Below are 18,456 nucleotides of genomic sequence, written 5' to 3' on the forward strand. Positions count from 1 at the left end.
CGCCCGGCCCGGATAGGGTGACCACGTGCCAGCCCCCGTCTCGCCGACTCCCGCTGCGGCGCCGGTTCCGCGCCCCGGCGCCGTGTACTTCATCGGCCGCGTCATCCTGCGTCCCCTGTTCTGGCTGCTCTACCGCCCGCGCGTCGTCGGCCGAGAGAATGTGCCCGCGAGCGGCCCCGTGCTCCTCGCGAGCAACCACCTCGCGTCGCTCGACACGGTCATCATCCCGACCTCCGCGACGCGGCCCGTGCAGTTCCTTATCAAGTCGGCGTACTTCACCGGCCCCGGTGCTCTCGGCCGCGCCAAGCGCTGGTTCTTCACCTCGATCGGCGGGGTTCCCGTCCAGCGCGCCACCGGACGCGACGCCCGCGCTGCGCTCGACGCGGGAAGCAGCATCCTCCGGGCCGGCAGCGTCTTCGCCGTCTTCCCCGAGGGCAGCCGCTCGCGTGACGGCAAGCTGCACGACGGCCACGGCGGAGCGGCATGGATGGCCCGCGACACCGGCGCCGCCGTCGTGCCCGTCGGCCTCATCGGAACCGGGACCGTCGCGCCGTTCAGCCATCTCCTCCCCGGGAGGCCGCGACTCGAGGTGCGCTTCGGCGAGCCGCTTGACCTCACCGACCTCGAAGGCATGCCTGACGGCAAGGCGCGCCGTGAGATCACCGAGCGCATGATGGCTGCCATCGCCGCACTCAGCGGACAGGAGCGCTCGGGAAGCGTCAACGCGTCGTCGCGGGACTGACGCGCGCCGCGAGGCGGCGTGCGCAGCGACCTCGAGGCCGCAGCGCGGCTCAGCTCACGAGCTCCAGGAGCGAAGAGATCGTGTAGTCGTACGCGTCCGACGCCGCGGGCGCGTCGGCATGCGGGCGTGGGTAGTACGCGGTCTGGAACCCGAACCCCTTCGCTGCGTCGAGATCCCACGGATGCGCAGCCACGAAGACGCACTCCTCGGGGATGAGCCCGAGGGCGTCGATCGCGAAGCGATACGCCTCGGGCTGCGGCTTGAACGCCCGGACGAGGTCGGCCGAGAGCAGAGCGTGCCACCGCAGCCCTGCCGCTGCCGAGAACGCGGATGCCGCCGGGAGCGTGCTGTTCGTCAGCCCGACGACGCGTGCGGACTCCGCGAGCGCGGTGAGCTCGTCGGCGGCACCCGGGAAAGCGGCCAGAGAGCATCCGACCCGCCTCAGCGCCTTGAGCTGTGCGCGCCCCGGCCGATACCGCCGCTCCTGCAGCACGCCGCTCAGGGCCTCCGACCTCAGCGACTCGTAGTCGGCCCAGTCGCGCTCGCCGCGAACGACGGCGTCGACCTCGGACTCGAGCCCCGCCTGCCATTCACGTGCGAAGGCGAGCGACTCGGCGTCGGAGAGGCGGAGCACCTCCGCGACGACCCTCTGCACCGTGCCCACTTCGTCGGTCAGCGTCCCGACGATGTCGAACACGAAGGTGCGGGGGCGTGCGGACGACTCGACGACGTTCCGGTGCGCGCGGCTCACCCGGCCACGCTAACCCCGAAAGCCGCCCTCCGTCCTCGCTCGACAGGAAACATCCAGAGGATCGCTCACCTCACGTCCGCGATGACCCCGGGGAACCGTCGCGCGAGCTCTCCGGCGAGGAAGCCCACGCCATCCGTGCCGCGTGCGAGCACGTCGCCCGCGGTCGCGTGCACGTACGTGGCCCACACGGCGGCGCGAGCGGGGGAGACCCCGCGGGCGGCGAACCCCGCGACGGCGCCCGCGAGGACGTCGCCGCTTCCCGAGGTGCCCAGGCCCGCTCCGCCCGCACGGATGGCCCAGGCGCTGCCATCCGCATCGGCCACGAGCGACTGCGTCGCGACCGCCGCTCCGTACCGGCGGGCCGCCTCGCGGGCCGCTCGCCGGATCTCGCGCGCATCCCCGGCATCCACCGCGTTCTCGTCGAGCAGGACGCCGAGCTCGGTCGGGCTCGGCGTGAGGATGAGGCGCCCGCGAACGGCGGAGGCGAGGTCGGGATCGGCCGCGAGCGCACCGAGAGCGAACGCGTCGACGACGAACACGACCGACTCCGGCGCCTCGGCCGCGAGCGACGCGAGCAGGCGCCCCGCGACCTCGATGTCGTCGAGTCCCGACCCGACGAGCACGGCCTGCACGCGGTCGAGCTCCGGAACGAGAACGGCGCTCGCCTCCGCGCGGACGGAACCCCGATCGGTCTCCGGCAGCGCGACGATGCCCGACTCGGGAACCGCTGCGCCCACGGACGGTGCGACGGAGCGCGCCACGGCGAGCGTGATCCGACCGGCGCCGACCCGGAGGGCGGCCGTTCCGGCCAGGATGGCGGCGCCGGGGCTGCGCAGCGCCCCGCCGACCACGAGCACGGTGCCGCGCGAGTACTTCGAGTCGCCAGGGTCGGGAAGCCGCCAGCCGCGCAGCAGCCGGGGCGTGACCCGCTCACTCCGCAGAGACACGCGATTCCTCCTCCGCGTCGTCGGGATGCCCGGGGTCGATCTCGCCCCCGCTGGGCAGCGCGTCCCGGCGCCCGGTGTGGAGCGTCGCCTCGACGCCCGCCTCGATCAGGTGGCCGACGTCGCCGACGCGTGCAGCGCGCCAGCGTCCGTCCGCCCGCTCGAGCACCGTCGCCGATGCGTTCGGCACGGGCTCCTCGATCGCCGCGGCGAGGACGCGGCGCTCATCCCACCCCTCGAGCACGTACCGGATCAGGTGGACGACCGCCTCGTGCACGAACACGACGCCGGTCGCGGCTGCCGCCTCGGCTGCGTCGGAGAGGAACGAGCGCAGTCGCAGCGCGACGTCCGCCCACGACTCGCCGCCCGGCGGACGATAGAAGAACTTGCCCAGATGGTCGCGTCGCTCGGCCTCCGACGGATACCGCGCGACGACGCCGTGCGAGGTCAGGTGATCGAGCACGCCCAGCTCGCGGTCGCGGAGGCGCTCGTCGGCGACCGCGGGCGCGCCGAGCTCCGCGAGAGCGTGCTCGGCCGTCTGCGCCGCGCGTCGATACGGAGACGTCCAGGCGATCGCATCGCCCGCGCCGAGCGCGCGCAGTGCCGAGCGGAGCGCGGCCGCCTGCGCCTCGCCGGTCGGGGAGAGCGGTGTGTCCGCGTCGCGGTACGGAAGGTCGATGACCTCCTCGCCCGCACGCTCGGCGGCGCTCGCCGCCTCGTTGCCGACGCTCTCGCCGTGGCGGATGAGGATGAGCCGCTGGAGTGCCATCGTCCGAGGCTAGCGAGCGGCCCCCGCCGGTCGGCAACCCCTTGCGCGCCTACGCGCTGCGGGTGTGATCCTCGACGTCGGGCTCTGCCCGCAGCACGTCGGCGATCTCCTCCTCGGGTCGGGGCGCGACGGTCTCGTCGTCCTCCAGCTCGGGCACGCTCGGCTCGCCCGGCGCGGGGACGTGATGCTCTTCCTGTCGAGACATGGCGGCTCCTTCGCTCGCGTCGTGCACAGCGTAACGCGGTCGTCCGCGACACTGGGGGCATGGCACTTCTCGACCATCTCGGAATCACCGTGGAAGACCTCGCGCGGGCCAAGGAGCAGTACCACCCCATCCTCGAGGCGCTCGGCTACACGTGCGGATTCGACGACGGCAGCTCCGTCTCCTGGCAGCGCGGCGACGACACGGAGTTCATCATCTATCCGCCCCGCGAGCCCGACAGCGGGCCCCACCGTCACGGGCGGGTCGGATGGCAGCACCTCGCGTTCGCGGTCGACTCGCGCGAGGAGGTGGACCGGATGCACGCGATCGCGCTCGCCGCGGGGTGGACCCCGGTGCGGGACCCCAAGGAGTACCCGCGCTACACCGACCGGTACTACGCGTCGTTCGTCGAGGATGACAGCGGCATCCGTCTCGAGTTCATGCACAATCCGCCGGCCGACGCGTCCTGACGAGGGCACGGTCGCCGGCGATCCGGTGGATCAGCGCCGCCGCTGCGCGCGGGCCGCGCACGCGACGCACGTGCGTGAAGCGGGCCGGGCGAGCAGCCGCTCGCGGGCGATCGGCTGACCGCAGCTCTCGCAGACGCCGTACGCTCCTTCGTCGATGCGCGTGAGGGCGAGGTCGACGTCGGCGAGGTGAGCGCGCGTCGAGACGAGCAGGGCGCTCGTCTGCGAGCGCTCGAGCGCGATCGTCGATCCCTCGGGGTCGTGCTCGTCGTCGGTCGCCGTGTGGTCGGCGGCGCCCACGATGTCGTCGAACGCGCCCGTGAGGGACGCGATCTGCGCGCGTGCGCGCCGGCTCTCGGCGACGAGCAGCTCGCGGAGCTCCGCGAGGTCGCCCGGCGTGAGCGCGGCCGCCTCCTCGGGACCTGCCATGCCCTCTCCTCCCGTCGTTCCCGCCAGCCTTCCACGCAGCACCGACATCGACCATCCGCGGCCGCATGCCGACATCGGCGAGAACGCGCAACCCCGTGACATGCCGGGGGCCGACGCGCTATACCGAAGTGACCCGCAACGAGAAGGAGCGTGTCATGACCCATCGGATCGGCTACCTCGTCGGCAGCCTCTCGCAGGATTCCATCAACCGCGTGCTCGCGAAGGCGCTCATCCGCCTCGCGCCCGACAGCCTCGAGCTCACCGAGATCCCCATCCGAGACCTCCCGCTGTACAACCGCGACGACGAGATGGACCCGGTGCCCGCGGTGACCGAGTTCAAGGCCGCCATCGAGGGGGCGGATGGGCTGCTGTTCGTGTCGCCCGAGTACAACCGCTCGATCCCCGCGCCGCTGAAGAACGCGATCGACTGGGGATCGCGGCCGTGGGGTCAGAACTCCTTCGCCCGCAAGCCCACCGGCATCATCGGCGCATCGGTCGGAGCGATCGGCACCGCCGTCATGCAGTCGTCGATGCGCAGCGTGCTGAGCTTCCTCGACGCACCGCAGCTGAACGCGCCCGAGGCCTACATCACGTTCAAGCCCGAGGTCTACGGCGACGACGGCGAGGTCGCCGACGAGGGCACGGAGAAGTTCCTCCGCCACTACATGGACGAGTACGCGGCGTTCGTCGAGCGCGTGCTCTCGGTGACGCTGCCGGGCCACATGGGCGACTCCGACCCCGACACGATGCACTGACGCGCGCGAGACGAAGGAGGGAACGACATGCAGGCACCCAAGATCGTGAACGACCTCGTCGAGCGCATCGGGAAGGCGAAGGAGCTCGACGGCATCGTCGAGAAGGTGAGCGGATGGGTCGCGGCCGTCACGAAGGCCGCTCCCGTCAAGAACGCGCTGTCGGGCTCGTGGCTCGGCCACCAGCTGCACCCTGTCCTGACCGACCTGCCGATCGGCGCATGGGGCGCGGCGACGGCCCTCGACCTCCTCGGGGGCGAGGACAGCGCGGAGGCCTCGCGCAAGCTCGTCGGACTCGGCCTGGTCGCCTCGGCGCCGACGGCGCTCGCCGGCGCGGCGGACTGGTCCGACACGTACGGACCCGACAAGCGGGTCGGCCTCGTGCACGCGGCGACGAACGGCACGGCCTCCGTGCTGCAGGCGGCATCGTGGTTCGCGCGCCGACGCGGCCACCGGGGGGTCGGCGTCGCGCTGAGTCTCGTCGCGGTGAGCGTCACGCTGGCGTCGGCCTACCTCGGTGGGCACCTGTCCTACGTCAAGGGCATCGGCGTCAACCACACCGCGTTCCAGAAGACGACCCGGAAGTGGAACGACGTCGCGGCCGACGACGAGATCCGCGAGGGTGAGCTCAACAGGGTGACGGTCGGCGACACGCCGCTTCTGCTCGTGCGCCAGCGCGGTGATCTCCACGCGCTCTCGGCCACGTGCACGCACGCGGGCGGGCCCCTCGACGAGGGCGAGCTCGACCCGAGCGGCTGCGTCACGTGCCCCTGGCACGGAAGCCGCTTCCGCCTCGACGACGGCAGCGTCGATCGCGGCCCCGCGAGCGTGCCGCAGCCGCGCTGGGAGGTGAGGGTCGACGACGGCCGCGTGCTCGTGCGCGCGGCCTGATCGGACGGATGGCGATGGCCGACATCGATCGCCCGGGCGCCGGGGAGTGGGTTCCCGAGGGGGCAGATCTGGACGGCCTTCGGCAGGCTGCCGAGACGTGCCGCGGCTGCGAGCTGTGGGAGGACGCGACGCAGGTCGTGTTCTCGCGCGGCTCGTCCGCGGCGCGTCTCATGCTCGTGGGGGAGCAGCCGGGTGACCGCGAGGACCTCGAGGGGGAGCCCTTCGTCGGCCCGGCGGGCCGCGTCCTCGCGGACGCCCTCGACGCCGCGAGCGTGCCGGATGAGGATGTCTACCGCACGAACGCGGTCAAGCACTTCCGCTTCGAGCGACGCGGCAAGCGGCGCATCCACGAGAAGCCCGCCGTCGGCCATCTCACCGCCTGCCGACCGTGGCTCGAGGCCGAGATCGCCCTCGTGCGGCCATCCGCCATCGTGGCGCTCGGCGCAACCGCCGCGCGGTCGGTTCTCGGCGCCCCCGTGAAGATCGGCGAGGCGCGCGGCACGGTGCTAGAGTCGGCGGACGCCTCGGCGACGCCGACGATCGTGACCGCGCACCCGTCGAGCCTGCTGCGCATCCGCGAGGCGACGGATCGGCAGACGGCCTTCGATCACCTCGTCGACGATCTGCGGACCGCTGCCCGGATCGCTCACGGATGACCCTTCCCCGATCGCTCTCGACGACATATCGTTGAGTATCGTTCGAGATGAAGGAGACGATCATGAGCGGTTCGTTCCCGGCCGGCGGCTTCGGCGGCGGCAACCCCCTCGAGGGCATGTGGCAGATGATGGAGCAGCTGCGCTCGTCGTTCGACAAGCGCGGCACGCGGATGGGGCGCGGCGACGTGCGCGCGGCCGTGCTCGTGCTCCTCGCCGAGCAGCCGATGCACGGCTACCAGATCATCCGCGAGATCGAGGAGCGCACGGGCGGCAGCTGGAAGCCCAGCGCCGGCTCGGTGTATCCCACCCTGCAGCTCCTCGCCGACGAGGGACTCGTGCGCGCCGAGGAGTCGGGCGGCCGCAAGACGTACGTGATGACCGACGCCGGCCGCGAGGAGGCCGCGGGCGCCTCCGTCCCGTGGGGGTCGCCGTCCGAGGGTGCGGAGCGCCCGGCGTTCACGGCGCTGCCGAAGGCCGGACTCGAGCTCGCGCAGGCCGCGGCCCAGGTCGGCCGCACCGGCACGCCCGAGCAGGTGCAGCAGGCGGTGGACGTGCTCGACGAGGCACGGCGCCGGCTGTACGCGATCCTGGCGCAGGACTGAGCGGGGTGGCGGCCGCCGGCGCGTCGGGTGCGCCCGTCGACGACGTCTCCCGAGCGCGCTACCGTCGCATCCTCCGCTTCGCGGCGCGGAACCTCGCGATCGAGTGGTGGTACGAGCTCGTGCTGCCGCGCATCGGCCTCGTGGGCGTCGCCGAGCGCACGAGGACGCAGCGTCTCACGCGCTTCGCGCGGCGCTTCCATGCGCTCGCCGTCGAGCTCGGCGGGCTCATGATCAAGGTGGGGCAGTTCATGTCGTCGCGCCTCGATGTGCTCCCGCCCGAGATCACCTCCGAGCTCGAAGGCCTGCAGGACGAGGTGCCGCCCGTGGCCTTCGCCGACGTCCGCGCGCTCGCGGAAGCCGAACTGGGCATCCCGCTCGACCGTGCGTTCGCGGCTGTCGACGAGGCCCCGATCGCGGCCGCGTCGCTCGGACAGGCGCACCGCGCGCGCCCCGCCGCGGCCGACGCGGCCGAGACGGGCATCCACGGCGTCGTCCTCAAGGTGCAGCGCCCCGGCATCGATGCGGTCGTCGACACCGACCTCGCGGCGCTCCGGCGGGTCGCGGGATGGCTGCGCCGCGTCCGCGTCGTCCGCGAGCGGGTCGACATGCCCGCGCTCATCGAGGAGTTCGCCCAGACGTGCCGCGAGGAGATCGACTATCTCCACGAGGCCGCCGCCTCCGAGCGCTTCGCCGAGGACTTCGCGGGCGACGCCCGCGTCGCGGTGCCGGCCGTGCTCTGGGAGCGCACGACGTGCCGCGTCCTCGCCCTGGAGGACGTCACCGCGATCAAGATCACCGACGCCGACGGGCTGCGCGCAGCGGGCATCGACCCGGCCGAGGTCGCGCCCGTGTTCGCCTCGGTCATGTTCGACCAGCTCTTCGTGCACGGGTACTTCCACGCCGACCCGCACCCCGGCAACATCTTCGTGACGCCGACGGGCGATGGATCGTGGAAGCTCACCTTCATCGACTTCGGGATGATGGGCGAGGTCCCGCCGAGCACCCGCGCGGGGCTGCGCAAGGCGCTCGTCGCCGCGGCGGCCCGCGACGGCCGCGGTCTCGTCGACGCGATCCGGTCGGTCGGCGCCCTCCTGCCCTCCGCGGATGTCGCCGAGCTCGAGCGCGCGCTCGCTGCGCTCTTCGCCCGCTTCGGCGGGATGGGGTTCGCCGAGCTGCGCGAGGTGGATCCGCGTGAGTTCCGCGACTTCGCGGCGGAGTTCGGCGATCTCGCCCGTGCGATGCCGTTCCAGCTGCCCGAGAACTTCCTCCTCGTCGTGCGCGCCATGTCGCTGACCTCCGGGGTGTGCAGCGCGCTCGACCCGCGCTTCAACCTGTGGGACTCGGTCGAGCCGTACGCCGCTCAGCTGCTGCGCGACGAGGGCGGCAACGTCGTGCAGGACGTCGCCAAGGAGGCGCTCGACGCCGCAGGCCTCGCGCTGCGCCTGCCGAAGCGGCTCGACGGCCTCATCGGGAGGATCGAGGACGGATCCGTCGAGGTGTCGACCCCACGGCTGGATCGGCGCCTGTCGCGGCTCGAGAACCTCGCGCGGCGGCTGGGCTCCGCGATCGTGTTCAGCGCGCTTCTCATCGCCGGGGCGATCCTGCACGCGGGCGACGCGGCGCTCGGCGGCTGGCTCATGGCGGCCTCCGCGCTCCCGCTCCTGCACGCCGTGTTCGCGCGCGGGCGCTGAGTCGGCATCCGGACGGGTTCCTAGACTGGGTCCGTGCCGATCACCTCGACGATCCTCGATGTCGCGTCGCGGCATCCCGACCGGACGGCGATCGCGGGGGAGGGCGAGCGGCTCTCGTACGCCGACCTCGTCGAGGACTCGCGGCGCGTGTTCGCGGTCGTCGACGCGCTCCACGGCGCCCAGGACCATCCGCCCGCCCCGGCGCGCGAGACGGAGGGCATCCCGATCACGGCCGTCAGCGTCACCTCGGCCTTCCACACGGCGCGCCTCGTCGCGGGGCTCGCGGGGCACCGATCCGTCTCCGCCGTCATCGACCCGCGCTGGCCGCTCGCGCATCGCGTGCGCGTCGTCGTCGCGACCGGGATCGGCGTCGTCGTGAGCGACGATCCCGCGCTCGCCGCCGCGCTCGCGGAGGCCGGCTGGAGAGGCGTCGTCCTCTCGCTCGACGACGTCCGGCGCCGAGAGGCCGAGACGCGGCCGGCCGCGCCGCCCGCCGTGCGCGACGCGGACGAGCCGTTCCTCATGCTCTTCTCCTCAGGCACGACAAGCGACCCGAAGGCGTTCCTCAAGACCCGCCGGCAGTATCGCGAGAACGTCGCCGTGTCGAGCGCCCATCTCGAGCCGCTGCCCGGTGTCGCGACGCTCGCGCCGGGCCCCGTCTCGTACAGCCTCACGCTCTACGCCGTGATCGAGTGCCTGGCGACGGGCGGCAGCGTGCACCTCGCCGACGCGTTCGACCCCCTCGACGCGACCCGGCGCATCCGCGACGAGCACGTCACGCGCGTCGTCGCGGTCCCTGCGGTTGTCGAAGCGCTCACCGCCGCGGCTCGGCGGGACCCCGACCGGCTCGCGTCGCTCGAGCTCGTCGTGACCGGGGGCGCGAACCTGCCGGCGCGCATCCGCGCGGGCCTCGCCTCGGCGCTCCCGCACGTGCGCCTGATCAGCTACTACGGCGCGGCGGAGATCGGCTTCATCGGCGACAGCCGCGGCGGCGACGGCACGCTCATCGACGTCTACGACGGGATCGCCGTGCGTGTCCGCGACGCCGACGGCGTCGACCTGCCCGACGGCGAGCCCGGCACCCTGTGGGTGCGCGCCGCCGCGTGCTCCGACGGCTACGTCTCGGGCACGACCGACGCCGTGCTGCGCGATGCGTCGGGGTGGGCCACGGTCCACGATCAGGCGCGGATCATCGGCGGCCGTCTCGAGCTCATCGGGCGCGCCGGAGACATCGCGGTGACCGGGGGCCACAAGGTCGCGCTGCCCGACGTCGAGCGGGCGTTCGACGGGATGGCCGGGGTCGGGGCGACCTGTGCGGTCGCCCTGCCCGACGGGCGCCTCGGGACGGCCGTCGCCCTCATCCTCGAGGGCGACGCACCCGACAAGGCGGCGCTCCTGGCGCACGCGCGCTCGCACCTCGCCCCCCAGTTCGTGCCGCGCCGCTGGTACCGGGTCGCTCGCCTGCCGCGGACCGTCGGCGGCAAGATCCGGCGTGCCGAGGCGACGGAACTCGCCGTGCGCGGAGAGGCGGAGCGCCTGTGAGCCGCCGCGTCGTGATCACGGGAGCCGGCGCGGTCACGCCGAGCGGCATCGGCGTCCCCGCGATGTGGCGCGCCGTCGCCGACGGCCGCAGCGCCATCCGCGTGCTGGACGGGCCGGAGTTCGCCGAGCTCCCCGTCCGCATCGGGGGCCAGGTGCGCGACTTCGATGCATCCGACCTCCTCGAGCCCGGCCTCGCGCGGCGCCTCAGCGCCGTGCTCCAGTGGGCTGTCGCCGCAGGAGACGAGGCGATCGACGACGCGGATGCGCGCGGCATGCTCGGCGGCCGCGTCGATGTCATCGCCGCGACCGGCTCGGGGCCGGTCGACGCCATGCAGCGCGCGACGAGAGCGCTGGATGCCCGCGGGCCGCGGGCGGTCCCGCTCGCTCTCGCGATGCACGGCGCGCCCGACGCGGCGGCCGCTCTGCTCAGCCAGAGGCATGGCCTCACCGGAGCCGCCTCGGGGGTCTCGGCCACGTGCGCGAGCGGCGCCGTCGCGATCGGCGAGGGCATGCGCCGCATCCGGCACGGGTACGCCGACGCCGTGCTCGTCGTGGGGATGGAGGACTGCCTCGGACCCGTGAACCTCGCCTCGAACGCCAACCTGCGTGCGCTCGCGACGGGATACGAGGACGACCCGTCGGCGGCATCGCGGCCGTTCGACCGCGGCCGAACGGGCTTCGTCATGTCGCAGGGTGCCGCGGCCGTGCTGCTCGAGTCGGTCGACGGCGCGCGGGCTCGCGGTGCCCGTGCGATCGCCGAGGTCGCGGGATTCGGCGCATCGAGCGATGCGCACCATCCCACCGCTCCGCGCCCCGACGGCGCGGGCGCGGCGGCCGCGATCCGCGCCTGCCTCGATGACGCACGCGTGACAGCCGAGCGGGTGCAGCACGTGAACGCGCACGGCACGGGCACGCCGGCGGGCGATGCGGCCGAGCTCGCGGCGCTCGAGGCCGCCCTCGGCGACCGCGCCCGCGCCATCCCCCTCAGCGCGACGAAGTCGTCGACCGGGCATCTGCTCGGCGCGTCGGGCGTCGTCGAGGCGATCATCGCGGCGCTGAGCATCCGCGACGGCATCCTGCCGCCCACGCTCAATCTCGACGACCCCGAGCCCGGATGGGACGTGGTCGCCGGCGCGGCGCGGCGCGCTGACGTCGCCGCCGTGCTGTCGACGTCGTTCGGCTTCGGCGGGCACAACGGCGCGCTGCTCATCGCGCGCGGAGAGGAGACACATGGACCGGGAACGCAGGCATGCTGAGCTCGCCGAGCGGTACCTCCCCGACGATCTGCTGGAGCGGTTCCGGGAGCGCGCCGCCGTGTACGACCGGGAGAACCGCTTCTTCGACGAGGACCTCGAGGAGCTGCGCGCAGTCGGCTATCTGACGCTGTTCGTCCCCGAGGAGCTCGGCGGGGCCGGCCTCGGCCTCGGCGACGTCTCCCGGCTGCAGCAGCGTCTTGCCGGGGCGGCTCCGGCCACGGCGCTCGCGATCAACATGCACCTCATGTGCACGGGCGTCGTCCAGGCGATGCTCGCGCGCGGCGACCGGTCGCTGGCGTGGGTGCTCGAGGAGGCCATGGCGGGCGAGATCTTCGCGTTCGGCATCAGCGAGCCGTCGAACGACTGGGTGCTTCAGGGGTCGAACACCGTCGCGGAGCCCGACGGCGACGGCGGGTACCGCCTCACGGGCGTCAAGATCTTCACGTCGCTCTCGCCCGTGTGGACGCGCCTCATCGTGCACGGACGCGACGGCTCCGTTCCCGACGACCCCGTGCTCGTGTACGGCTTCGTCGACCGGGACGCGCCCGGCATCACGGTCTCCGACCAGTGGGACGTGCTCGGCATGCGCGCGTCGCAGAGCCGTGCGACCATCCTCGACGGCGTGCCGCTCCGCGCCGACCGGGTCGCTCGCCGGATCCCGGCGGGACGCCATCCCGACCTCCTCGTGTTCGCGATCACGAGCGCGTTCCAGCTGCTCGTCGGGTCGGTCTACGCGGGCATCGCACGCCGCGCGCTCGATCTGGGGGCCGAAGCGCTGAAGCGGCGGCGGTCGGCGAAGACCGGCACGACGTTCGCCGAGGTGCCCGAGGCGCGGGTGCGCCTCGCCGATGCGCACATGGCGTACCTCGCGGTGCCCGCGCAGCTCGAGGCCTATACGCGCGACTTCGACGAGCTCGTCGAGCACGGCGCCGGATGGCCGCTGCGGCTCGTGAGCGCGCGGCTCAACGCGTCGCACGCGGCGCGCAGGGCCGCGGAGACCGCCCTCCTGTGCGCGGGCGGCAGCGGCTTTGACAACGGCAGCGAGCTCAGCCGCCTGTACCGCGACGCGACGGCGGGCCTCTTCCATCCGCCGAGCGCGGATGCCGCGCGGCCCATGTACGCGGCCGCCCTCCTCGACGACGACTGAGCATCACGCGCGCCTAAGATCGGCAGAGGAACGGCATCGAGCGCGGGGGAGACAGCCATGCGGCGGACGACGGTCGAGAGCGAGCCCCGTGGGCCGATCGAGGCGAGGCTCGTGGGCTGGCGCATCCGCCCGTTCACCTTCGGCCTCTTCGGGGCGCTCGGCGTGCTCGTCGCGCTGCTCATCGGGTCGCTCGTGGGCAAGCTCGCCACGGTCCTCGTGTACATCGGGATCGCGCTGTTCCTCGCGCTCGGTCTCGATCCGGTCGTCCGCGCGATCGAGCGGCGGCTCCCGCGCCCGGCCGCGGTCGCGATCGTCGTGGCCGGCGTGCTGCTCGCGTTCGCCGGCATCGTGCTCGCGATCGTCCCCGTGCTCGTGCAGCAGGTGACGAACCTCATCGACAACGGGCCGCAGATGGTGCGCGACGTCATGGCCAGCGACTGGTACCGGCAGCTGAGCGCGCAGTTCGGGTCGTCGTTCGAGGACGCGGCCGGGCAGGCGCTGAGCTTCCTCCAGGATCCGGCCAATCTCACCCAGATCGGCGGAGGCATCGTCGCGGTCGGGGCCGGCATCGCGGGCGGCGTCACGGGCATGACGATCGTGCTCATCCTCACGCTCTACTTCATGGCATCGCTGCGCGGCATGAAGCGCCTCGCGGCGCGCTTCGTTCCCGCCTATCAGCGGGCGCGCTTCACCGAGGTGCTCGAGGAGATCTCGAGTGCGGTCGGCCGCTACGTGATCGGCCAGGCGAGCCTCGCGCTCATCAACGGCGTGCTCAGCCTCATCGTGCTGAGCATCATCGGGGCGCCCATGCCGGCGCTCCTCGCGCTCATCGCGTTCATCGGCTCGCTCATCCCGCTCGTCGGAACGCTCAGCGCGTCGATCGTCAACTCGCTGATCTGCCTGATCGCCTCGCCGGTGACGGCGCTCATCGCGTTCGGGTACTACCTCGTCTACATGCAGATCGAGGCGTACGTGCTGAGTCCGCGCATCATGAGCAAGGCTGTCGCCGTGCCGGGCGCGATCGTCGTCATCGCCGCCGTCGCGGGCGGTGCCCTCGGCGGCGTGCTGGGCGCGCTCGTCGCGATCCCGGTGGCGGCGAGCATCATCATCATCGTGCAGAAGGTGATCTTCCCGTCGCAGGACGCCAAGCGGCTCCCGCCGGCGAAGGTCTGACGAGGGCCCGCGATAACGCGCGCGCGGTCGCGGATCAAGCCCCTCGGCGCGGACCGCGTCGTCGCGCAGAGTGGACGGGTACCGACACCCGGCTCCGACAGGAGGACCCCATGGACGCGAACGACAGCCGCCTGACCGACGACCCCGACGCCATCCGCCCTGTCCGGGATGCGGAGGCGACCGCGTACGCGGACCCGTCGGCCGATCCTGCGCAGGCGGAGTGGGAGCAGACCGAGGCGCGCGATGCGGGGGAGGGCGCGAGCGAGGAGACGGCGACCGGCCGTGACCCCGACGAGATCCCGGCGGACGACGACGAGATCCCGGCGGCCGACCTCCCCGTGAGCGACGTGCAGCCGGAGACGCAGGACGAGGATCCGGTCGTCGCCGAGCTCGGCGAGGACGGGGAGGGCGATCTCGCCGCCGAAGACCTCTGAATCGGCGCGCCGCCTCCGCTCCCGAGAATCGGGGGAATGGCGATCGGCGGGTGCAGAACTCCAGCGTCCCGTGCGCTGAACATGACACTCGTGCGGATATCGCCGGAGCTGCCCGAGATTCCTTCTCCTGAGGCCCGCAAGCGCTGGATTTCCGCGCTTGCGGGCCCATCCTCTGCGTGCGTAGGATCCAGGCGATCCCGCACAGGAGGACCCGCCATGACCGAACCCATCGGCCCCGTCGACGCATCCGTCGTCCCCCGCTTCGCGGGCATCGCCACCTTCGCGCGCCTCCCGCGCATCGACGAGGTGGACCGAGCCGACATCGCCGTCGTGGGCGTTCCGTTCGACAGCGGCGTGAGCTACCGCCCCGGCGCCCGGTTCGGTCCCGCTCACGTCCGCGAGGCGTCCCGTCTGCTGCGGCCGTTCAATCCCGCGCAGGGCGTCTCGCCGTTCGCCGCTCAGCAGGTCGCCGACGCGGGCGACATCGCGGCGAACCCGTTCGACATCGACGACGCGGTCCGCGCGATCGACGAAGCAGCGACGGCGCTGCGCGCAGGAGGAACGCGCCTCGTGACGATCGGCGGCGACCACACGATCGCGCTTCCGCTTCTGCGCTCCGTCGCGCGCGACCACGGACCGGTCGCGGTGCTGCACTTCGACGCCCACCTCGACACGTGGGACACCTACTTCGGCGCGCCCGTCACGCACGGCACGCCCTTCCGTCGCGCGAGCGAGGAGGGGCTCATCGACCAGACCGCGAGCATGCACGTCGGAACGCGCGGCCCCCTGTACGGGCAGGCCGACCTCGTCGACGACGAGCGCCTCGGCTTCGCGATCGTGACGAGCGAGCAGATCGAGGAGGACGGCGTCGAGCGCGCGATCGAGCGGATCCGCACCCGGATCGGCGACGCGCCGCTCTACATCTCGATCGACATCGACGTGCTCGATCCCGCGCATGCCCCGGGCACGGGGACGCCCGAGGCCGGCGGCCTCACCTCGCGCGAGCTCCTGCGCATCCTGCGCGCCCTCGCCGACAAGCGCATCGTCGGAGCCGACGTCGTCGAGGTCGCGCCGGCCTACGACCACGCGCAGCTCACGGCCGTCGCGGCGTCGCACGTCGCGTACGAGCTCATCAGCGCGATGGCGCCCCGGGTCGAGCGATGAGCGTCCGCACGCCCGGCGAGGACGAGGTCGCGGCGGCGGCCGCCGCCATCGTCGACGCGTTCGCCGCGACCGACACCCGGCGCTACTTCGCGCGCTTCGCACCCGACGCCTCGTTCGTGTTCCACACCGAGGCCGCGCGGCTCGACGACCGGGCGTCGTACGAGATCCTGTGGAGGTCGTGGACCGAATCGGGATGGCGCGTGCTGTCCTGCACGTCGTCGGACGCGCTCGTGCAGACCTACCCCGGCGGTGCGGTCTTCAGCCACACGGTGGCGACCCGGGTCGACACCGGCGCCGGCGAGGAGGCGTACCGCGAGCGCGAGAGCATCGTCTTCCGTGTCGACGGCGATCGCCTCGTCGCGATCCACGAGCACCTGTCACCCCTTCCCGCCGGCGACTGAGCCGCACCCCGAGGAGACGCCGATGTCATCCGAACGCCGTCGAGAGACCCCCGCCGATGCGACCGGCCCCGTTACGGGCACGCTCGCGGTCCGGCGTGTCGGGATGATCTGGCTCGCCGCCAACCTCGTCGTGACGACTCTTCTGACGGGCACGCTGTTCGTGCCAGGGATCGACTACGGCGGCGCGCTTCTCATGATCGTGATCGGCACGCTCGCGGGCGTGGCCGTGCTCGCGGCCGTCGGCAACATCGGCACACGCACCGGCCTGCCGACGATGGCGCTGACACGCGGCGCGTTCGGCACCCGCGGCAGCCTGCTGCCGCTCGCGGCGAACGTGTTCGTGCTCATGGGATGGAGCTGGGTGCAGGCCATGCTCGCGGGGGTGACGGTCGACGCGCTCGTCGCGCAGCTCACGGGCTTCTCGAACCCGGTCCTGTTCTCGGTGCTGTGCCAGGCGATCGTGGTCGTCCTCGCGATCTTCGGCCACGAGGGCATCGCCCGGGTCGAGCCGTGGCTCGCGGTGCTCATGCTCATCGTCATCGGATGGATGTTCGCGCAGGCGTTCACGGCGTTCCCTCCGGCGGACTACTTCGCGCTCGAGCCGACCGGCGAGCTCACCCACGTGTTCGTGCTCGACATGGTCATCGCGACGGCGATCTCGTGGACCGTGCTGTCGGCCGATGTGAACCGGCTCGCGCGGACCTCGCGTGCGGGCGTCGTCGGCTCGGTCGCGGGCTACGCGACCTCGACGATCGTGTCGATGTCGCTCGGAGCGACCGCATTCGCGTACATCCTCCTGTCGGGTGGCGACGGGGCGCCGTTCGACCCGACCGCGCTCGTGACGGCGTTCGGGGCGCCGATCGCGGTGGTGATCTTCGTCTCGGTCATGGCGACGAACACGATGGTCGTGTACGGGATGACGACGTCGGTCATGAACTCCCTGCCCGGCTGGCAGCCGCGCTTCCTCCCCACCGCGCTCATCCTCGGCGCGATCTCGATCGCGGGCTCGACGTGGCTCGCGCTGCTCGACCAGTTCACGACGTTCCTCACGGTCATCGGCGCGTTCTTCGTGCCGGTGTTCGCGATCATGATCGTGGACTACTACGTCATCCGGCGCGGGTCGTACAACGCGGACATCCTCCGCAGCTCGGGCGGCCGCTACTGGTTCGCGAAGGGGGTGAACCCGATCGCGATCATCGCCTGGGTCGTCGGCGCGCTCGTGTCCTATCTCCTCACCTATGTCTGGCCGAGTCCGATCGGCGCGACCGCCGCCGCGTTCGCCGTGACATTCGCGGTGTACCTCGTCCCGATGCTCCCCGTCCGGCGTCGCGCGCGTGCCGAGCGCAGCGTGCACCTCGCCGAGCAGTCGCTGGAGGGCTGAGGCCTCAGCGCGCGGCGGGCCGCAGCGTCCGCGCGTAGTCCTCCTTGAGCACCGCGAGGTGCAGCCACGACTCCATCCGCGCGACGCCAGGGAGCGTGCGGAGTCGTTCGAGGCTCGCGTACAGCGCGCCCGCCGTCGGCTCCACGAGCGTCGCGACCGCGTCGAAGCGGCCCAGCGTGCGAGCGGCGAAGTCGACGCCGCGCCACTCGCGCAGCGCGTCGATCACGGCGTCGTCCTCCCCGGAGAGGTTGAGCCCGACCCCCATCGACAGCTGCCGGTGCGCAAGGCCCCGCGCCTCGACGGCGCTGATCTTGATGACACCGCCCGCGATGAGGCGCTGCACGCGTGTCGTGACCGCGGAGGGGGAGAGGCGGACCGCCTCGCCGAGTGCGCGATAGCTCATGCGGCCGTCGCGCTGCAGCATCTCGATCAGGGACATGTCGATGTCGTCGATCACGAGGTCGCCCTGATAGTCGGAGACGAAGAAGCCCTTCACGACCGTCGAGTAGATCAGGGTGCTGATGTCCACGACGCCGCTGAGCCCGCGGATGCGCGCGAGCAGCTCGTGGAGGGTCGCCATGGAGCCGACCCGCACCTCGGTGACGAGATCGTGCGAGCCGCCCACGGCTGAGACGAGCACGGTCTCGGGGAGCCCGCGCAGATGCTCGGCGATGGGCTGCACGGAGCCATCGGCCCGCACCGAGACGTGCGCGAGCACGTGCTGACCGAGGAAGGCGGGATCGACCGCGGCGACGACGCGCACGGTGCCGTCGGCGAGCATCGCGCGGAGCCGTGTCGAGACGGCCGCGCGGGACTGCCCGAGCCTCAGCGCGAGGGAGTGGATGCTCGCACGCCCGTCCTCCTGCAGCGCCCGAACGAGGTCGGCTTCGAAGTCCATCCCGTCTCCGATCCGCGAGATTCCGTGGAACGCGCGTCGACGCGCGCAGAAGTGAAGTCTACTCGCGATTCAAGGAGACACCGCGAGCGGATCTGCGCGTTCCTCGAATCGGAACATCGGCGACAGCGAGATTCTCCTGGAGTTCTGGCCTTGCTCCGCCTGCC

21 protein-coding genes are annotated in these 18,456 nt (G+C 72.5%); 15 read left to right on the forward strand and 6 right to left on the reverse strand.

The genetic code is table 11. The features are described 5' to 3' along the window. Window positions 1-25: 25 nt before the first annotated feature. The gene (locus ACOWU6_RS07220; RefSeq protein ID WP_324011864.1) at window positions 26-742 is read left to right on the forward strand and encodes a lysophospholipid acyltransferase family protein; all 717 of its coding nucleotides are present in this window, start codon (window positions 26-28) and stop codon (window positions 740-742) included. A gap of 49 nt (window positions 743-791) precedes the next feature. Here the strand turns inward: ACOWU6_RS07220 and ACOWU6_RS07225 are convergent, their stop codons facing one another. From ACOWU6_RS07225 to ACOWU6_RS07240, 4 genes are all read right to left on the reverse strand, one after another. Beyond that, on the reverse strand, window positions 792-1,493 hold the full coding sequence (locus ACOWU6_RS07225) for a haloacid dehalogenase type II (RefSeq protein ID WP_421075245.1): 702 nt from the start codon (window positions 1,491-1,493) through the stop codon (window positions 792-794). A gap of 65 nt (window positions 1,494-1,558) precedes the next feature. Further along, a complete protein-coding gene (locus ACOWU6_RS07230; RefSeq protein ID WP_421075246.1) occupies window positions 1,559-2,440 on the reverse strand; it encodes an ADP-dependent NAD(P)H-hydrate dehydratase in 882 nt (293 codons plus the stop codon). After that, window positions 2,424-3,206, reverse strand: a complete 783-nt coding sequence (locus ACOWU6_RS07235; RefSeq protein WP_421075247.1) for a histidine phosphatase family protein — start codon at window positions 3,204-3,206, stop codon at window positions 2,424-2,426. Before ACOWU6_RS07235 ends, ACOWU6_RS07230 begins: the two co-directional genes overlap by 17 nt. 49 nt (window positions 3,207-3,255) lie before the next feature. Then, the gene (locus ACOWU6_RS07240; RefSeq protein ID WP_271173353.1) at window positions 3,256-3,411 is read right to left on the reverse strand and encodes a hypothetical protein; all 156 of its coding nucleotides are present in this window, start codon (window positions 3,409-3,411) and stop codon (window positions 3,256-3,258) included. Window positions 3,412-3,470: 59 nt separating this feature from the next. Here ACOWU6_RS07240 and ACOWU6_RS07245 point away from each other — a divergent pair, with 59 nt between their 5' ends. Beyond that, entirely contained in the window at window positions 3,471-3,878 is a 408-nt protein-coding gene (locus ACOWU6_RS07245) for a VOC family protein (RefSeq protein WP_324011859.1), read from the forward strand. A gap of 30 nt (window positions 3,879-3,908) precedes the next feature. Here the strand turns inward: ACOWU6_RS07245 and ACOWU6_RS07250 are convergent, their stop codons facing one another. Continuing rightward, complete coding sequence (locus ACOWU6_RS07250; protein ID WP_421075248.1) at window positions 3,909-4,304, reverse strand: TraR/DksA family transcriptional regulator; 396 nt, start codon at window positions 4,302-4,304, stop codon at window positions 3,909-3,911. 155 nt (window positions 4,305-4,459) lie between these two features. Between ACOWU6_RS07250 and ACOWU6_RS07255 the strand changes: the two genes are divergently transcribed. From ACOWU6_RS07255 to ACOWU6_RS07315, 13 genes are all read left to right on the forward strand, one after another. Beyond that, on the forward strand, window positions 4,460-5,059 hold the full coding sequence (locus ACOWU6_RS07255) for an NADPH-dependent FMN reductase (RefSeq protein ID WP_421075249.1): 600 nt from the start codon (window positions 4,460-4,462) through the stop codon (window positions 5,057-5,059). 27 nt (window positions 5,060-5,086) lie between these two features. Then, window positions 5,087-5,947: a Rieske 2Fe-2S domain-containing protein gene (locus ACOWU6_RS07260; RefSeq protein ID WP_421075250.1), complete on the forward strand. Its 861-nt coding sequence runs from the start codon at window positions 5,087-5,089 to the stop codon at window positions 5,945-5,947. 14 nt (window positions 5,948-5,961) lie between these two features. Further along, a complete protein-coding gene (locus ACOWU6_RS07265) occupies window positions 5,962-6,603 on the forward strand; it encodes a UdgX family uracil-DNA binding protein (RefSeq protein WP_421075251.1) in 642 nt (213 codons plus the stop codon). A gap of 62 nt (window positions 6,604-6,665) precedes the next feature. Next, complete coding sequence (locus ACOWU6_RS07270) at window positions 6,666-7,205, forward strand: PadR family transcriptional regulator (protein ID WP_421075252.1); 540 nt, start codon at window positions 6,666-6,668, stop codon at window positions 7,203-7,205. Continuing rightward, a complete protein-coding gene (locus ACOWU6_RS07275) occupies window positions 7,202-8,896 on the forward strand; it encodes an ABC1 kinase family protein (protein ID WP_421075376.1) in 1,695 nt (564 codons plus the stop codon). The genes ACOWU6_RS07270 and ACOWU6_RS07275 overlap by 4 nt, the downstream gene beginning before the upstream one ends. Before the next feature lie 33 nt (window positions 8,897-8,929). Beyond that, window positions 8,930-10,438: an AMP-binding protein gene (locus tag ACOWU6_RS07280; RefSeq protein ID WP_421075253.1), complete on the forward strand. Its 1,509-nt coding sequence runs from the start codon at window positions 8,930-8,932 to the stop codon at window positions 10,436-10,438. Continuing rightward, window positions 10,435-11,694 (forward strand): beta-ketoacyl-[acyl-carrier-protein] synthase family protein, encoded by a 1,260-nt coding sequence (locus ACOWU6_RS07285; RefSeq protein ID WP_421075254.1) that lies wholly within the window; start codon window positions 10,435-10,437, stop codon window positions 11,692-11,694. Before ACOWU6_RS07280 ends, ACOWU6_RS07285 begins: the two co-directional genes overlap by 4 nt. Continuing rightward, window positions 11,669-12,841 (forward strand): acyl-CoA dehydrogenase family protein, encoded by a 1,173-nt coding sequence (locus ACOWU6_RS07290; RefSeq protein WP_421075255.1) that lies wholly within the window; start codon window positions 11,669-11,671, stop codon window positions 12,839-12,841. The genes ACOWU6_RS07285 and ACOWU6_RS07290 overlap by 26 nt, the downstream gene beginning before the upstream one ends. Before the next feature lie 57 nt (window positions 12,842-12,898). After that, window positions 12,899-14,014 carry an AI-2E family transporter gene (locus tag ACOWU6_RS07295; protein WP_282979201.1) on the forward strand — a complete coding sequence of 372 codons (1,116 nt, stop codon included), beginning with the start codon at window positions 12,899-12,901 and terminating at the stop codon, window positions 14,012-14,014. Between the two features lie 110 nt (window positions 14,015-14,124). After that, window positions 14,125-14,448 (forward strand): sugar ABC transporter ATPase, encoded by a 324-nt coding sequence (locus ACOWU6_RS07300; RefSeq protein ID WP_271173341.1) that lies wholly within the window; start codon window positions 14,125-14,127, stop codon window positions 14,446-14,448. Window positions 14,449-14,664: 216 nt separating this feature from the next. Beyond that, complete coding sequence (gene speB, locus ACOWU6_RS07305) at window positions 14,665-15,612, forward strand: agmatinase (protein ID WP_421075256.1); 948 nt, start codon at window positions 14,665-14,667, stop codon at window positions 15,610-15,612. Then, window positions 15,609-16,013, forward strand: coding sequence for a nuclear transport factor 2 family protein (locus ACOWU6_RS07310; RefSeq protein ID WP_421075257.1), 405 nt, complete (start codon window positions 15,609-15,611; stop codon window positions 16,011-16,013). The genes speB and ACOWU6_RS07310 overlap by 4 nt, the downstream gene beginning before the upstream one ends. A gap of 22 nt (window positions 16,014-16,035) precedes the next feature. Next, window positions 16,036-17,394 (forward strand): purine-cytosine permease family protein, encoded by a 1,359-nt coding sequence (locus ACOWU6_RS07315; RefSeq protein ID WP_421075258.1) that lies wholly within the window; start codon window positions 16,036-16,038, stop codon window positions 17,392-17,394. A gap of 4 nt (window positions 17,395-17,398) precedes the next feature. On the opposite strand, the gene ACOWU6_RS07320 is transcribed toward ACOWU6_RS07315, so the two are convergent. Further along, window positions 17,399-18,292, reverse strand: coding sequence for an Lrp/AsnC family transcriptional regulator (locus ACOWU6_RS07320; protein ID WP_271173337.1), 894 nt, complete (start codon window positions 18,290-18,292; stop codon window positions 17,399-17,401). Window positions 18,293-18,456 lie beyond the last annotated feature (164 nt).

Source organism: Microbacterium sp. SA156 (assembly GCF_049065455.1).
GTDB classification, from domain to species: domain Bacteria; phylum Actinomycetota; class Actinomycetes; order Actinomycetales; family Microbacteriaceae; genus Microbacterium; species Microbacterium barkeri.

Bases quoted from the DNA above. Each gene is read 5' to 3' on its own strand.
- ACOWU6_RS07240 (WP_271173353.1), bottom strand. From the start codon at position 3,411: ATGTCTCGACAGGAAGAGCATCACGTCCCCGCGCCGGGCGAGCCGAGC.
- ACOWU6_RS07300 (WP_271173341.1), top strand. From the start codon at position 14,125: ATGGACGCGAACGACAGCCGCCTGACCGACGACCCCGACGCCATCCGC.
- ACOWU6_RS07310 (WP_421075257.1), top strand. From the start codon at position 15,609: ATGAGCGTCCGCACGCCCGGCGAGGACGAGGTCGCGGCGGCGGCCGCC.
- ACOWU6_RS07295 (WP_282979201.1), top strand. From the start codon at position 12,899: ATGCGGCGGACGACGGTCGAGAGCGAGCCCCGTGGGCCGATCGAGGCG.
- ACOWU6_RS07290 (WP_421075255.1), top strand. From the start codon at position 11,669: ATGGACCGGGAACGCAGGCATGCTGAGCTCGCCGAGCGGTACCTCCCC.
- ACOWU6_RS07250 (WP_421075248.1), bottom strand. From the start codon at position 4,304: ATGGCAGGTCCCGAGGAGGCGGCCGCGCTCACGCCGGGCGACCTCGCG.
- ACOWU6_RS07265 (WP_421075251.1), top strand. From the start codon at position 5,962: ATGGCCGACATCGATCGCCCGGGCGCCGGGGAGTGGGTTCCCGAGGGG.
- ACOWU6_RS07320 (WP_271173337.1), bottom strand. From the start codon at position 18,292: ATGGACTTCGAAGCCGACCTCGTTCGGGCGCTGCAGGAGGACGGGCGT.
- ACOWU6_RS07315 (WP_421075258.1), top strand. From the start codon at position 16,036: ATGTCATCCGAACGCCGTCGAGAGACCCCCGCCGATGCGACCGGCCCC.
- ACOWU6_RS07260 (WP_421075250.1), top strand. From the start codon at position 5,087: ATGCAGGCACCCAAGATCGTGAACGACCTCGTCGAGCGCATCGGGAAG.
- ACOWU6_RS07235 (WP_421075247.1), bottom strand. From the start codon at position 3,206: ATGGCACTCCAGCGGCTCATCCTCATCCGCCACGGCGAGAGCGTCGGC.
- ACOWU6_RS07245 (WP_324011859.1), top strand. From the start codon at position 3,471: ATGGCACTTCTCGACCATCTCGGAATCACCGTGGAAGACCTCGCGCGG.
- speB (WP_421075256.1), top strand. From the start codon at position 14,665: ATGACCGAACCCATCGGCCCCGTCGACGCATCCGTCGTCCCCCGCTTC.
- ACOWU6_RS07255 (WP_421075249.1), top strand. From the start codon at position 4,460: ATGACCCATCGGATCGGCTACCTCGTCGGCAGCCTCTCGCAGGATTCC.
- ACOWU6_RS07270 (WP_421075252.1), top strand. From the start codon at position 6,666: ATGAGCGGTTCGTTCCCGGCCGGCGGCTTCGGCGGCGGCAACCCCCTC.